The sequence below is a fragment of the Streptomyces sp. NBC_00637 genome (assembly GCF_045161545.1).
GTDB lineage: Bacteria > Actinomycetota > Actinomycetes > Streptomycetales > Streptomycetaceae > Streptomyces.
On record NZ_CP109046.1, the window covers coordinates 1482108 to 1496538 of the forward strand.

Genomic DNA, 14431 nt, shown 5'->3' on the forward strand with positions numbered 1-14431 from the left:
GACGGTGAACCTTTCCTCAGGTCGTGCTCGCGGTACGGCGCTGGACCAGTACGGCGGCGACGATGATCGCGCCCTTGGCGATCTGCTGGACGTCGCTCTGCAGGTTGTTCAGGGCGAAGATGTTGGTGATCGTGGTGAAGATCAGTACGCCGAGCACGGAGCCGGTAATGGTGCCGCGGCCCCCGGTGAGCAGCGTGCCGCCGATGATCGCGGCCGCGATGGCGTCGAGCTCGTAGAGGTTGCCGTTGGTGTTCTGGCCCGAGCCGGACAGGATGATCAACAGGAAGGCGGCGATGCCGCAGCACAGTCCGGACAGCAGGTAGAGGTACAGCCGCTGGCGGCGCACGTCGATGCCGGCGAGCCGGGCGGCCTCCGCGTTCCCGCCCACGGCCACCGTGCGGCGACCGAACGTGGTGCGGTTCAGCACCAGCCAGCCGATGACCGTCACGATCGCGAAGACGATCACGAGCGGCGGGACACCGAGCACATACGCGTCGCGCTCCCCCAGGTCGAGAACGCCGTCCACGGTCACGATCTGCGTCCGGCCGTCCGTGATCTGGAGGGCCAGTCCGCGGGCGGAGGCCAGCATGGCCAGCGTCGCGATGAACGGCACCATCCCGCCGTACGCGATGAGCAGTCCGTTGACCAGGCCGCAGCCCACTCCGACGATCATGGCCGTGAAGAGAATGCCCGCGAAACCGTATTCCTGGGTGGCGACCGTGGTCGCCCACACCGAGGCCAGCGCGACGATCGCACCGACCGAGAGGTCGATGCCCCCGGAGGTGATGACGAAGGTCATACCGACGGTGACGACGCCGATCACGGACCCCTGGGTGAGGACGAGCTGGAGGTTGCGAGTGTCGAGGAACTCGTCCGGTTTGGTGATGCCGCCGATCACGATGAGCGCGGCGAGCACGCCGAGCAGGGACAGGGTGCGGACGTCGGTGCGGGCCATCACGGTGCGCCAGGCGGGGAGTGGGACCTGCGGCACCTTGTCGGTGGTGTCCCTCGGTGGGGAGACAGGCTGCGTCATGACGCCGGGCTTCCTTCCATGACGAGATCGAGAACGCGGTGTTCGTCCAGTTCCAGGGCCGGCGCCGTGTGGACGACGCGACCTTCGCGGAGCACCAGCACGCGGTCGGCGAGGCCGAGCACCTCGGGCACTTCGCTGGAGACCAGGAGCACGGCGAGGCCTTCGTCAGCCAGTCGACGGACGACTGCATACAGTTCGGCGCGGGCACCGACGTCGACTCCGCGCGTCGGCTCGTCGAGGAGGAGGACCCGGCAGCCGCGCAGCAGCCAGCGGGCCAGGACCGCCTTCTGCTGGTTGCCGCCGGAAAGCGTGCGCACAGGGACGGCCGGATTGTCGGGGCGCAGTGACAGCTCACGCGTCGCGGCCCGTGCGGCGCCGCGTTCGGCACGCCGGTCGATCCAACCGCCGCGCGAGAAGCGGGACATGGAGGAGACGGAGACGTTGCGGGTGACGGACTCCAGCATCAGCAGGGCCTGCGCCTTGCGTTCCTCGGGGGCGAGTCCGAGCCCTGCCCGGACGGCGGCGCGTACGCTCCCGGGGCGCAACGGCCGTCCGTCGACCAGGACTTGACCGGAGCTCGGCTTCCGCGCTCCGTAGATCGTCTCCAAAATCTCCGATCGCCCCGAGCCGACCAGTCCGGCGATACCGACGATCTCTCCGGGCCGCACGGCCAGGTCGAGCGACGCGAACTCACCCTCTCTGGCGAGCCCTCGCACTTCCAGCACCGGCGTCCCGTCCGCGGACCCGGCGTCGACGCCGGGCGCATCGGGGGACGGCCGCCGGGGGAAGACGTATTCGACGTTGCGTCCCGTCATCAACGCGACGATCTCGCGGGTCGGCGTCGACTTCGCGGGGAGTCCGCCCGCCACCGCACGGCCGTCCTTCAGTACGGTCACACGGTCGCCGATGCGACGGATCTCCTCCAGCCGGTGCGAGATGTAGACGACGGCCACGCCGTCTGCGGTCAGATCGCCGACGATCCGGAAGAGGTTGTCGACCTCGTCGGGGTCGAGCGCGGCGGACGGTTCGTCCATCACGATGAGCCGCACGTCGTGGGAGAGCGCCCGCGCCATGGAGACGATCTGCTGTTGCGCTGCCGACAACTCTCCGACCAGGCGCGCAGGTTCGATTTCCGGGTGCCCAAGTCGGCGCATCAGCGCACTGGTTGCCGCGCGCGCCGCTTTCCCCCGTACGACGAATCCGGCGGCCGTGGGTTCATGCCCCAAGTGGACGTTCTCGGCCACCGACAGGTGCTCCACGAGGTCGAGTTCCTGGTAGATGGTGGCGATGCCGAGGCGCATGGCGGCGATCGGGGAGCGCAGGGTGACGGGGTCGCCCTGCCAGCGGATGACACCGTCGTCGGGCTCCTGGGCGCCGGCCAGGACCTTGATCAGGGTGGACTTCCCGGCACCGTTCTGGCCGAGCAGGCAGTGCACCTCACCCGCTTGGACGGCGAGGTCGACTCCGTCCAACGCCCGTACTCCGGGGAAGGACTTGGTGATGCCGGACATGCTGAGCAGGGGTGGTTCTGTTGCCATGTGGATTCCCCTCGGCGGACGTGCGGGCCGGAGTCAGGGCAGAACAAGTCGTTGTTCTCAGGGCAGAGCAGTACGGGACAGCAGGACGGGACAGCAGGACGAGGCAGCGCAGAGCAGGACGGGCAGGACCGAGCGGAACGGGAAGGAACAGGGCAGGGCGGAGCCACACGCTGTGCTGGTGGGCCGTGTCGGTAGCGGGTTACGCGGGTGAGAACAGGTGGTCGCTGATCAGCCGGGCCGCGCCGATGACTCCGGCGGTGGGGCCCAACTCCCCCAGGACGATGGGCAGGTTGCCGGTCGCCAGGGGCAGCGACTGGCGGTACACCTGGGTGCGGATCGCGGCGAGCAGGGTGTGACCGAGGCCGGTGACCCCGCCGCCGATCACCACCAGGCCGGGGTTGAAGAACGAGACGAGTCCGGCGATGACCTGGCCGACCCGGTCGCCGCCCTCGCGGATCATCTCCAGTGAGGTGGCGTCTCCCGCGGCCGCCGCGGCGGCGACGTCGACGGCGGTGAGGCCGCCGTTCGTCGCCAGCCGTGCCGCGAGTTCGGCCGAGCGGCCCTGCTGGGCCGCCTCCAGCGCGTCTCGGGCCAGGGCCGCTCCACTGAAGTAGGCCTCCAGGCAACCCCGGTTGCCACAGGCGCACGGACGGCCGTCGGGCACGGCCTGGATGTGCCCGATGTCGCCCGCGCTGCCGGTCGTACCGCGGTACACATGGCCGCCGACGACGATGCCGCAGCCGATCCCGGTGCCGATCTTGACGCAGAGGTAGTCGGCGACGGTGCGGGCGACGCCCGCGTGCTGCTCCCCCATCGCCATGAGATTCACATCGTTGTCGACCATCACCGGGCAGCCCAGTTCCTGGCTGAGCGCCTCCCGTACGGGGAAACCGTCCCAGCCGGGCATGATCGGCGGTGCCACCGGCACGCCTTCGGGGAAACGAACCGGTCCGGGTACGCCGATGCCGGCGCCGTCGAAGCCCTCGGCCAGTCCCGTCGCTCTCAACTTCGCTGCCATGGCCAGGACTTGCTCGAAGACCGCCACCGGCCCCTCACGTACGTCGAGGGGCTGGTTGAGATGCCCGAGGATCTCCAGTTCGGCGTTGGTGACGGCGACGTCGACGGAGGTCGCGCCGATGTCGACGCCGAGGAAGCGCAGCCCCGGGTTGAGCCGGACGTTGTGGGAGCGGCGGCCGCCGCGCGAGGCGGCGAGTCCGTCGGCCACGACCAGCCCCGTCTCCAGGAGTCGGTCCACCTCCACGGCCAGCTTGGATCGCGACAGGTCGATCTGATCACCCAGTTGGGCACGGGAGTTGGGGCCGCCGTCCCGCAACAGCTTGAGCAGCCGGGCCTGGTGGGCGTTCGCGGGTCGTGCCGTCATACGTCTCACGAGCCCCTCCCCGCCTCAGTCCGGCCGCCAGTGTCGGGCTTTCGAAGGGAACGTAGCAGCGCCTGCCGAACCTGGGAAGAAGCTGTGCACGGATTGCCGTCAACTTTCCCCACTCGCAGGACAAAGCGCGGAGCCGACGCCCCCGGAATCGGTCGTAACCTGGTGGAACCGGTGTCCGAGCAGGCTCAGGACTTGGGGCGGTCGTGGTACGAGCGCCGGGTGTGCTCGGTGTGTTCACGCATCAGCCGGGTGGCCAACTGCTCGTCGCGGGCGGCGATCGCGGCGATCAGGTCGCGGTGCTCGATCCAGGACTGGTGGCCGCGCTGCCGGGCGATGGGCGTGTAGTACCAGCGCACCCGACGGTCCACCTGGGCCGCGAGTTCGGCGAGTACCGCGTTGCCCGCGAGATCGATGACTTTCGCGTGAAAACGGGCGTTCAGCGCGACCGCGGTGTCCACGTCGTCACTGGCGACGGCCAGCATGCCCTGAGCCAGGATCTCGTCCAGGGCTTCGATGCCGGCCTTGTCCGCGTGCGCTGCGGCCAGCCGCGCGGCCTCCGCCTCCAACAGCGTGCGCACGGTGAGGAGTTGGTCCGCCTCGTCCTCGGTCGGCTCGTGTACGAAGGCGCCCTGGGCGGGCCGCAGGTCCACCCAGCCCTCGGTGTTCAGCCGCTGGAGTGCCTCGCGCACCGGCTGCCGCGAGACGCCGAGGTGCGTGGCGAGCTCACTCTCGACGAGATGCTGACCGGGCTGGAGGGCGCGGGTGGTGATGAGTTCGAGCAGGGCCTCGTAGACACGGTCGCGCAGCGGGCCGGGGCGTTCGAGTTTGGGCACCGCGCCCTGCGGCAGTCCTGTCGACAACATCGGTCGGTCCCCCTCCTGGGCAACACCGGGCAACTGCAACCGGAAAGCCACATATCGATTGACGTACTCGGCCGTCCGTAGCCGATCGACTGTCTACAGCCGAGTATCGATTGTCTTTCGTCTACAGTCTACGGCGCACAGTAGCCAGAGCCGGGCACAGTCGATCGCGTCACAGTACGCCGCGCCCCACCCGCGGGAATCCACCCGCGCCCGCACCCCGGCCCCGGTCACGGGCAGCGCACGACCTGCCCCGCGTACGACAGGTTGCCGCCGAAGCCGAACAGCAGTACCGGGTCACCCGTGGAGACGGCTCCCTGCTCGACGAGCTTGGAGAAGGCGAGCGGAATGCTGGCGGCGGAGGTGTTACCCGATTCGGTGACGTCACGCGCGACCACCGCGTTGACGGCGCCGATCTTCTGCGCGAGGGGTTCGATGATGCGCAGGTTCGCCTGGTGCAGGACGACGGCGGCGAGGTCCGCGGGGGTGAGGCCCGCCCGCTCGCAGGCCTGTCGGGCCAGCGGCGGCAACTGGGTGGTGGCCCAGCGGTAGACGCTCTGCCCCTCCTGCGCGAACCGCGCCGGCTGGCCCTCGATGCGCACCGCGTGCCCCATCTCGGGCAGCGAGCCCCACAGCACCGGCGAGATGCCGGGCTCCACGCCGTCGGGACAGGTCTCGATGACCGCGGCGCCCGCTCCGTCGCCCACGAGCACGCAGGTCGTGCGGTCGCTCCAGTCGGTGACCTCGGACATCTTGTCGGCGCCGATGACCAGGGCGCGGGTCGCGGCGCCCGCGCGGAGGGTGTGGTCGGCGGTGGCCAGCGCGTGGGTGAAACCGGCGCAGACCACGTTGACGTCCATCGCGGCCGGCTGCGGGATGCCGAGGCGGGCCGCGACCCGGGCGGCCATGTTCGGCGAGCGGTCGACCGCCGTCGAGGTCGCGACCAGCACCAGGTCGATGTCGCTCGGCGCGAGGCCGGCCGCCGCGAGCGCCTTGGCGGCGGCGTGCGACGCCAGCTCGTCCACGGGCTCGTCGGGTCCGGCGATGTGGCGCGTGCGGATGCCCACCCGGCTCCTGATCCACTCGTCACTGGTGTCGACCAGGCTCGCCAGATCCTCGTTGGTGAGCACCTTGGCGGGCTGGTAGTGGCCGACGGCGGCGATGCGCGAGCCGTTCATTGGGGGGTCCCCTCGTTGCCGTGGGTAGCGGGATCCACCAGTCTGATCAGTGACTCACGGGTACGAGGGCGCGTGAAGCGACAGGAAACCGGTTCCCGGGTTGTCGGCTTCCCCATAGCCCTCGGACGCCCGAGCAACCGCCGAACACATACCCACCGACCACGCGCCCCCCGGGAAACACCGTTACCCGGTCACCCGGTGAACAGCTGCGTCGCCTTCCGTACCAGCTCGTACAGCCCGTAGGCGAGCGGTGCCCCCACCCACAGCCAGGCAAAGGCGATCAGCGGCCGCCTGTCAGGCTGCGGACTCGGGCTGCTGTCGTTCGACATCGGCGGCCTCCCTCTGGGCGGGGACGTGGTGGTGGCGGGCGTGGACGGGCCGGACGAGTTCGTTGGCGACGAAGCCGACGGCCAGCAGCCCGATCATGATGAACAGGGACAGGGTGTACAGGGACGCGCCGTGCTTTCCGGCGTCCTCCTGCCGGTCGGCGATCCAGTTCACGATCAGCGGACCGAGCACGCCGGCGGTCGACCAGGCGGTGAGCAGCCGGCCGTGGATCGCGCCGACCTGGTAGGTCCCGAACAGGTCCTTGAGGTAGGCGGGAATCGTCGCGAAGCCGCCGCCGTAGAAGGAGAGGATCACCAACGCGCACAACACGAAAAGGGGTTTCGACGAGTCGCCGATCAGCGCGATGAGGGCGTACATCAGGGCTCCGACGCCCAGGTACACCCGGTAGATGTTCTTGCGTCCGATCAGGTCGGAGGTCGACGACCACCCGATCCGCCCCGCCATGTTCGCCGCGGACAGCAGGGCGACGAAGCCCGCGGCCGCGGACACCGAGACCGGGGTGGAGGTGTCGGCGAAGAAGTCCGTGATCATCGGGGCGGCCTTCTCCAGGATGCCGATACCCGCGGTCACGTTCATGCACAGCACGACCCACAGGCACCAGAACTGCGGAGTGCGCACTGCCCTGCTCGCCGAGACCTGTACGCCCTCGACGGCGACGGCGCCGCCTGCCACCGGTCGCGTGCTGCGCGGTACCCGCACCAGCAGGACGCCCAGCGTCATGAATACCGCGTACGACAGCCCGTGGACGAGAAACGCCAGGGCGATGCCCGAGCTGTCGGACCCGAAGGAATCCAGCATCTGCGCGGACCAGGGCGAGGCGATGAGTGCGCCGCCGCCGAAGCCCATGATGGCGATGCCGGTGGCCATGCCGGGCCGGTCCGGGAACCACTTGATCAAGGTGGAGACGGGCGAGATGTAACCGATTCCGAGACCTATCCCACCGACGAAGCCGTAGCCGAGGACGATCAGCCAGTACTGCTCGGTGGCCGCTCCGAGCGCGGAGATCAGGAAGCCGGACGAGAAGCAGACCAGGGCGACGGTCATCGCCCAGCGCGGTCCGTTGCGCTCGACCAGCGTGCCGCCGAAGGCGGCGGACAGGCCGAGCATGACGATGGCGAGTTGGAAGGGGAGCGCGCTCTGGGTGCCGCTGAGGCCGAGCGCGGATTCCAACGGCGGTTTGAACACGGACCACGCGTACGCCTGGCCGATGGAGAGGTGGACCGAGAGAGCGGCCGGGGGGACGAGCCAGCGGCTCCAGCCGGCCGGTGCGACAGGGGGACTCATGAGTCCTGGACGGTAGGAAGCGGCGAGGGCGTTGGAAAGGCGGCGCGTCGACCGCATGCGATGAACGGTATCCAGACTGCGCCGAACGGTTCGGCCGACCGGTTTCCGAAACCGGTTCCGACGCCGATCCCAGGGTCGGGCGCTTCCTGACGCCGCTCCCCGGGCTTGCCGCGAACCGTCCCGGACGCTGCGCGAACCCTTGCCGCTGCAACCTCCATACTGTAGACAATATTTCGTCGACAGGATTCGACAGTTCCTCGGTACCCTCGACCGAACGGAGCTCCCTCGCAATGAAGGTCGCAGTCCTCGGCGCCGGTGCGATCGGCGCCTACGTCGGTGCGGCGCTCCACCGCGCCGGCGCCGACGTGCATCTCGTCGCCCGTGGACCGCATCTCGCGGCCATGAGGCAGGACGGGGTGCGGGTGCTCAGTCCGCGCGGCGACTTCACCGCCCGCGCCCACGCCACCGACGACCCGGCCGACATCGGCCCGGTCGACTTCGTCTTCCTGGGCCTCAAGGCCAACTCGTACGCGGCGTGCGGGCCGCTGATCGAGCCCCTGCTGCACCCCTCCACCGCCGTGGTGGCCGCTCAGAACGGCATCCCCTGGTGGTACTTCCACCGCCACGGCGGCCCCCACGACGGACTACGGATCGACAGTGTGGACCCGGGCGGCGCGGTCAGTGCGGTGCTCGCACCGGAACGGGCCGTCGGCTGTGTGGTCTACGCGGCGACCGAGCTCGAAGGGCCGGGCGTCGTACGGCACTTGGAAGGAACCAGGTTCTCCGTCGGCGAGCCCGACCGCAGTGTCTCGACCCGCTGCCTGGCCTTCAGCGAGGCCATGCGGGCCGGCGGGCTGAAATGCCCGGTGGAACCCGCGCTGCGCAACGACATCTGGCTCAAGCTGCTCGGCAACATCTCCTTCAACCCGATCAGCGCGCTGGCCCGCGCCACCATGCGGCAGATGTGCCGCCACGGGGGTACCCGCCAGGTCATCGAGACGATGATGCGCGAGACGCTCGCGGTCGCCGAGGCCCTGGGCTGCGAGGTGGGCGTCTCCATCGAGCGTCGGCTCGCGGGCGCGGAGAAGGTCGGCGACCACCGCACCTCCACGCTCCAGGACCTGGAGCGCGGCAAGCCGCTCGAACTCGACGTACTCCTGGCGGCCGTCGTCGAGTTGGCGGAGATCACCGGTGTGCACGTGCCGACCCTGCGCACCGTGCACGCCATCTCGGACCTGCTCGCGCTGAGGAGCGCCGCATGATCGCTGGGGAGCACGCATGAGGAAACGCGACCGGACCCCGAAGACCTACACCCGGCTCACCCGACCGCTGATCAGGGACTCCCGCGACGAACCCTTTCGCGAGGCGAGTTGGGAGGAGGCACTGGAGCGCACCGCGGGAGGACTCCGGCGCCATCGCGGCGCGTTCGGCATGTTCTCCTGTGCCCGGGCCACCAACGAGATGAACTACGTGGCGCAGAAGTTCGCCCGGGTCGTCATGGGCACCAACAACGTCGACTCGTGCAACCGCACCTGTCACGCGCCGAGCGTCGCCGGCCTGTCGGCGGCCTTCGGTTCGGGTGGCGGGACGTCGTCGTACGAGGAGATCGAGCACACCGACGTCATCGTGATGTGGGGGTCCAACGCGCGTTTCGCGCATCCGATCTTCTTCCAGCACGTGCTGAAGGGGGTCAGGAACGGCGCCCGGATGTACGCGGTCGACCCGCGCCGGACGTCGACCGCCGAGTGGGCGGACAGCTGGCTCGGCCTCAACGTCGGCACGGACATCCCGATGGCCCACGCGATCGGCCGCGAGATCATCCACGCGGGCCTGGTCAACGAGGCGTTCGTGGAGCGCGCCACCAGCGACTTCGAGGCGTACAGAACGCTGGTGGAGCCCTGGACGCTGTCCCTTGCGGAGAAGGTGACGGGCGTACCAGCGGCCGCCATAAGGGGGTTGGCGCACGCCTACGCCCGCGCCGAGCGGGCCCAACTGTGCTGGACCCTCGGCATCACCGAGCACCACAACGGCACCGACAACGTGCGCGCGCTCATCAATCTCTCGCTGCTGACCGGGCACGTGGGCCGTTACGGCTCGGGCCTTCAGCCCCTGCGAGGGCAGAACAACGTCCAGGGCGGTGGCGACATGGGCGCGATTCCCAATCGCCTCCCCGGTTTCCAGGACATCCTCGACCCGGACGCCCGGCTGAGGTTCGAGTCGGCCTGGGACACCGCCATCCAGCCGCACTACGGCCTGAACCTCACGGAGATGTTCGAGGCGATGGAGGAGGGTTCGCTGAAGGCCGTCTACTGCATCGGCGAGAACCCCGCCCAGTCGGAGGCGGACAGCGAACGGGCCGTCCGTCGTATGCGGTCCCTCGACTTCCTCGTCGTGCAGGACATCTTCCTTACGAAGACCGCCGAGTTGGCGGACGTGGTGCTGCCCGCCACCGCCGGCTGGGCGGAGACCGACGGCACAACCACCAACAGTGAACGCCGGGTTCAACGGGTCCGGCGTGCCGTGACGCCGCCCGGCGAGGCGCGCGAGGACATCGACATCCTCTGTGATCTGGCGACGCGGCTCGGCCACGAGTGGAAGTACGCGGACGCCGAGGCCGTCTGGAACGAGCTCAGGTCCGTGTCCCCGGACCACTACGGCATGACGTACGACCGGCTGGAGGAGCACCAGGGCATCCAGTGGCCGTGCCCGAGCACCGACGGGCTCGAACCCGCCTATCTGCACGGCAGGTTGTGGGAGAAGGAGCCCGCACGGCGGGGCAGGCGCGCACCGTTCGGGATCGTCCGGCACGACCCTCCGGTCGACCTGACGGACGAGGAGTACCCGATCCGGCTGACGACCGGGCGGCGGCTCGACTCCTACAACACCGGTGTGCAGAGCGGCAGTTTCGCCTCACCGCTGCGCCGCGGCGAGTACGTCGAGCTGTGCCCGGAGGACGCGGAACGCTACGGGATCGTCGTCGGCGAGGAGGTCCGGGTGAGCTCACGGCGCGGATCCGTGGTCGCACCGGTGTGGATCGACACCGCTCTGCGGCCCGGGCTCGCCTTCATGACCATGCACTTTCCCGACGAGGTGGACACCAATCAGCTGACGATCGAGGCGAACTGCCCGATCGCGGGGACGGCGGAATTCAAGGCGTCGGCGATCCGGATCGAGAAGCTCCCGGCCCCGACCTGTGTGAGGTGATGTCGTGGACCTGCACTTCGGCGACAGCAAACCGACGGACGACGAACGGGCGGCCGTCGACGCCCTGTTCGGCCCACCGGAGTCCTCCTGGGAGGGCGCCGACCGTTCCGACGCGGACCTGCGGTGGGCGCGGGGCGGACGAGAGGCCCGGGACCGCCGCGACCTGCTGCTGCCGGGGCTGCACGCGCTCAACGACCGAATCGGCTGGATCAGCGAGGGCGCCCTCGGCTATCTGTGCCGCCGCCTGACCGTGCCCCCGGCGGAGGCCTACGGCGTCGCCACCTTCTACGCGATGTTCTCGGTCAAGCCGCGGCCGGCCACCGTGCTGCACGTGTGCACGGACCTCGCCTGCGCCGCCGCGGGCGCCTCCGGACTGTGTGCCGGGATCGAGTCCCGGCTGGGGCCGGGCAGTGGAGTGTCCGTCGAACGCAGCCCGTGCCTCGGCCTGTGCGAGCGCGCCCCCGCCACGCTCGCGGTCAAGGCGGGCGACCCGGTGCGTACGGCGGTGTCGGCGCCCGCGAGCGTCGAGGCGGCCGTACTCGCCGCCGGCGCCCCCGACTCGGCGCCCGAGGAGCGGGCGGCGGCGGACGCTGTACCGCAGGCCGGGGACCCGTCGCTGATCCTGCTGAACCGGATCGGTGTGGTCGACCCGGCGTCGCTAGACGACTACCGGGCCCACGGCGGCTACACGGCCCTGCGCCGCGCCTTCGCGCTCGGTCCCGCCGGGGTCATCCGCGAGGTCGCCGACTCCGGCCTGCTCGGGCGCGGCGGCGCCGCCTTCCCCACCGGCCGCAAGTGGCAGGCCACGGCGTCCCAGCCCGATCACCCGCACTACCTGGTGTGCAACGCGGACGAGTCCGAGCCGGGCACCTTCAAGGACCGCGCCCTCATGGAAGGCGACCCGTACGCACTGGTGGAGGCGATGACGGTCGCGGCGTATGCGGTCGGCGCGCACAAGGGATACCTGTATCTCCGCGGGGAGTACCCGCGCGCCCTGCATCGTATGCAATATGCGGTCGACTGTGCACGCGCTCGCGGTCTCCTCGGCGACGACATCCTCGGCCAGGGCTACGCCTTCGACATCGAGATCCGTCGCGGCGCCGGCGCGTACATCTGCGGCGAGGAGACGGCCCTGTTCAACTCCATCGAGGGATACCGGGGCGAGCCCCGCTCGAAACCGCCGTTCCCGGTACAGAAGGGCCTGTTCGGCAAGCCGACGGTCGAGAACAATGTGGAGACGCTGATCAACGTCCTGCCGATCCTCACCATGGGCGCTCCGGCCTACGCGGCGATCGGCACGGCCACCTCCACCGGCCCCAAGCTGTTCTGCGTGTCGGGCAGCGTCGATCACCCCGGTGTGCACGAACTCCCCTTCGGCGCGACGCTGGGCGAACTCCTCGACCTCGCCGGAGGCCGCGAGAATCTGCGTGCCGTACTCCTCGGCGGCGCGGCCGGCGGCTTCGTACGGCCCGACGAGCTGGACATCCCGCTGACTTTCGAGGGCACCCGGGACGCGGGCACGACGCTCGGTTCGGGGGTGGTGATGGCCTTCGACGACACCGTTCCGCTGCCCCGACTGCTGTTGCGCATCGCCGAGTTCTTCCGGGACGAGTCGTGCGGTCAGTGCGTGCCCTGCCGAGTCGGGACCGTACGGCAGGAGGAGGCGTTGCACCGGATCGCGGAGCGGACCGGCGCCGACGCCGCCGACGACATCGCCCTGCTGCGCGAGGTGGGCCGTGCCATGCGGGACGCATCGATCTGCGGCCTGGGCCAGACCGCGTGGAACGCCGTGGAATCCGCCATCGACCGTCTGGGGGCGTACGAATGACCGCGACCGTCCGCACAGGAGCCGCCGTATGACCGCGATACCGCTGGGAGTGCCACGTCGGCTGGTGGAGTTCACGATCGACGGGCGGGAGGTCAGGGTGCCCGAGGGGTCGACACTCCTCGACGGCTGCCGGGCCGCCGGGAAGGACGTGCCGACCCTGTGTCAGGGCGACACGCTCACCCCGAAGAACGCCTGCCGGGTCTGCGTCGTGGAGGTCGAGGGCTCCCGGACACTGGCGCCCGCGTGCTCCCGCGTCGCGGAGCCCGGCATGGAGGTCCGTACCGACACCGAGCGCGCCCGGCACAGCCGCAAGATCGTTCTCGAGCTGCTCGCGTCCTCCGTCGACCTGTCCACGACACCAATGGTTGCGCAATGGATCAAGGAGTACGACGCGAAGCCTGATCGTTTCGGCCCCGAGGCGGCCCGGCTGAACGAGGAACCGAAGATCGACAACGAACTGTACGTACGCGATTACGACAAGTGCATCCTCTGCTACAAGTGCGTGGACGCCTGCGGTGACCAGTGGCAGAACACCTTCGCGATCTCCGTGACGGGGCGTGGTTTCGACGCCCGGATCGCCGTCGAGCACGACGCGCCGCTCACCGACTCGGCGTGCGTGTACTGCGGAAACTGCATCGAGGTGTGCCCCACGGGCGCCCTGTCGTTCAAGTCCGAGTTCGACCGCCGAGCGGCCGGAAACTGGGATGAATCAGCACAGACGCAGACAACGACCGTATGCGCTTACTGCGGGGTGGGCTGCAATCTCACGCTCCATGTGCAGGACAATGACATCGTGAAGGTCACCTCACCGCACGACAACCCCGTGACCCACGGGAATCTCTGCATCAAGGGCCGCTTCGGCTACCAGCACGTACAGAACCGGGGCTGATCACGACATGGGACGAGTCACCGAACGACGCAAGGTGGTCCGCATCAGGGACGGAGTGATCTCGTCCCGGCCGGACACCCTGGTCGCCGAGGAGCCACTGGAGATCCGGCTCAACGGCAAACCCCTGGCCATCACCATGCGCACGCCCGGTGACGACTTCGCGCTGGCGGCCGGCTTCCTGGTCAGCGAGGGTGTACTTGCCACTGCATCCGATCTGCTGAATATCGTCTACTGTGCGGGCGCGACCGTCGACGGCTCCAACACCTACAACGTGGTGGACGTCCGGACGGCCCCCGGCGTGACGATGCCCGACATCACCCTCGAGCGGAACGTCTACACCACCTCCTCCTGCGGCCTGTGCGGCAAGGCGAGCCTGGACGCGGTCCGTACGACGGCCCGCTGGCCCATCGCCGACACTCCCCCGCTCCGGATCGAACCCGCCCTGCTCTCCAGCCTCCCCGACCGGCTTCGCGCGGCCCAGCGGGTCTTCGACCGGACCGGGGGGCTCCACGCGGCCGCGCTGTTCTCCGAGGACGGCGAGCTGCTGGACGTACGCGAGGACGTGGGCCGGCACAACGCGGTCGACAAACTGGTCGGCCGCGCCCTGCAGAACGGGGACCTGCCCCTGTCGCGGACGATCCTGCTCGTGTCGGGCCGGGCGTCGTTCGAGCTGGCGCAGAAGGCCGTGATGGCGGGGATCCCGATGCTCGCGGCGGTCTCGGCGCCCTCCTCCCTGGCGGTGGATCTGGCCGCCGAGACCGGGCTGACGCTGGTGGGCTTCCTGCGGGGCAGCTCCATGAACGTGTACGCGGGTGAGGACCGCATCACCCTCCGGACCGCGGCCGCCCAGGGCTGACCCGGTTCCCCGCGGCACGGCGG

At 69.8% G+C, this 14431-nt stretch carries 12 protein-coding genes; 5 read left to right on the plus strand and 7 right to left on the minus strand.

Annotation, left to right across the window (positions count from 1 at the left end; genetic code table 11):
- Positions 1-16: 16 nt before the first annotated feature.
- From OG440_RS06425 to OG440_RS06455, 7 genes are all read right to left on the minus strand, one after another.
- On the minus strand, positions 17-1033 hold the full coding sequence (locus OG440_RS06425) for an ABC transporter permease (protein WP_406005853.1): 1017 nt from the start codon (positions 1031-1033) through the stop codon (positions 17-19).
- Positions 1030-2571: a sugar ABC transporter ATP-binding protein gene (locus OG440_RS06430; protein ID WP_406005854.1), complete on the minus strand. Its 1542-nt coding sequence runs from the start codon at positions 2569-2571 to the stop codon at positions 1030-1032. The genes OG440_RS06425 and OG440_RS06430 overlap by 4 nt, the downstream gene beginning before the upstream one ends.
- A gap of 199 nt (positions 2572-2770) precedes the next feature.
- The gene (locus OG440_RS06435; protein ID WP_406011274.1) at positions 2771-3952 is read right to left on the minus strand and encodes an ROK family protein; all 1182 of its coding nucleotides are present in this window, start codon (positions 3950-3952) and stop codon (positions 2771-2773) included.
- A gap of 194 nt (positions 3953-4146) precedes the next feature.
- Entirely contained in the window at positions 4147-4824 is a 678-nt protein-coding gene (locus OG440_RS06440; RefSeq protein WP_406005855.1) for a GntR family transcriptional regulator, read from the minus strand.
- 227 nt (positions 4825-5051) lie between these two features.
- On the minus strand, positions 5052-5999 hold the full coding sequence (locus OG440_RS06445) for a beta-ketoacyl-ACP synthase III (RefSeq protein ID WP_406005856.1): 948 nt from the start codon (positions 5997-5999) through the stop codon (positions 5052-5054).
- Positions 6000-6190: 191 nt separating this feature from the next.
- On the minus strand, positions 6191-6328 hold the full coding sequence (locus OG440_RS06450; RefSeq protein ID WP_351914704.1) for a hypothetical protein: 138 nt from the start codon (positions 6326-6328) through the stop codon (positions 6191-6193).
- Complete coding sequence (locus OG440_RS06455; protein WP_406005857.1) at positions 6294-7631, minus strand: OFA family MFS transporter; 1338 nt, start codon at positions 7629-7631, stop codon at positions 6294-6296. The genes OG440_RS06450 and OG440_RS06455 overlap by 35 nt, the downstream gene beginning before the upstream one ends.
- 290 nt (positions 7632-7921) lie before the next feature.
- On the opposite strand from OG440_RS06455, the gene OG440_RS06460 reads away from it, so the two are divergent.
- The 5 genes from OG440_RS06460 to fdhD are packed head-to-tail and all read left to right on the plus strand — an operon-like array spanning position 7922 to position 14408.
- Positions 7922-8893: a 2-dehydropantoate 2-reductase gene (locus tag OG440_RS06460; RefSeq protein WP_406005858.1), complete on the plus strand. Its 972-nt coding sequence runs from the start codon at positions 7922-7924 to the stop codon at positions 8891-8893.
- A gap of 16 nt (positions 8894-8909) precedes the next feature.
- The gene (locus tag OG440_RS06465; RefSeq protein WP_406005859.1) at positions 8910-10835 is read left to right on the plus strand and encodes a molybdopterin oxidoreductase family protein; all 1926 of its coding nucleotides are present in this window, start codon (positions 8910-8912) and stop codon (positions 10833-10835) included.
- A gap of 4 nt (positions 10836-10839) precedes the next feature.
- A complete protein-coding gene (locus OG440_RS06470; protein ID WP_406005860.1) occupies positions 10840-12663 on the plus strand; it encodes an NADH-ubiquinone oxidoreductase-F iron-sulfur binding region domain-containing protein in 1824 nt (607 codons plus the stop codon).
- 28 nt (positions 12664-12691) lie between these two features.
- Positions 12692-13552, plus strand: a complete 861-nt coding sequence (locus OG440_RS06475; RefSeq protein WP_406005861.1) for a 2Fe-2S iron-sulfur cluster-binding protein — start codon at positions 12692-12694, stop codon at positions 13550-13552.
- A gap of 7 nt (positions 13553-13559) precedes the next feature.
- Positions 13560-14408 carry a formate dehydrogenase accessory sulfurtransferase FdhD gene (fdhD, locus tag OG440_RS06480; RefSeq protein ID WP_406005862.1) on the plus strand — a complete coding sequence of 283 codons (849 nt, stop codon included), beginning with the start codon at positions 13560-13562 and terminating at the stop codon, positions 14406-14408.
- Positions 14409-14431 lie beyond the last annotated feature (23 nt).

Coding starts and splice junctions, on each gene's coding strand:
- OG440_RS06450 (WP_351914704.1), bottom strand. CDS start 6,328: ATGTCGAACGACAGCAGCCCGAGTCCGCAGCCTGACAGGCGGCCGCTG.
- OG440_RS06465 (WP_406005859.1), top strand. CDS start 8,910: ATGAGGAAACGCGACCGGACCCCGAAGACCTACACCCGGCTCACCCGA.
- OG440_RS06460 (WP_406005858.1), top strand. CDS start 7,922: ATGAAGGTCGCAGTCCTCGGCGCCGGTGCGATCGGCGCCTACGTCGGT.
- OG440_RS06475 (WP_406005861.1), top strand. CDS start 12,692: ATGACCGCGATACCGCTGGGAGTGCCACGTCGGCTGGTGGAGTTCACG.
- OG440_RS06425 (WP_406005853.1), bottom strand. CDS start 1,033: ATGACGCAGCCTGTCTCCCCACCGAGGGACACCACCGACAAGGTGCCG.
- fdhD (WP_406005862.1), top strand. CDS start 13,560: ATGGGACGAGTCACCGAACGACGCAAGGTGGTCCGCATCAGGGACGGA.
- OG440_RS06445 (WP_406005856.1), bottom strand. CDS start 5,999: ATGAACGGCTCGCGCATCGCCGCCGTCGGCCACTACCAGCCCGCCAAG.
- OG440_RS06455 (WP_406005857.1), bottom strand. CDS start 7,631: ATGAGTCCCCCTGTCGCACCGGCCGGCTGGAGCCGCTGGCTCGTCCCC.
- OG440_RS06435 (WP_406011274.1), bottom strand. CDS start 3,952: ATGACGGCACGACCCGCGAACGCCCACCAGGCCCGGCTGCTCAAGCTG.
- OG440_RS06440 (WP_406005855.1), bottom strand. CDS start 4,824: ATGTTGTCGACAGGACTGCCGCAGGGCGCGGTGCCCAAACTCGAACGC.
- OG440_RS06430 (WP_406005854.1), bottom strand. CDS start 2,571: ATGGCAACAGAACCACCCCTGCTCAGCATGTCCGGCATCACCAAGTCC.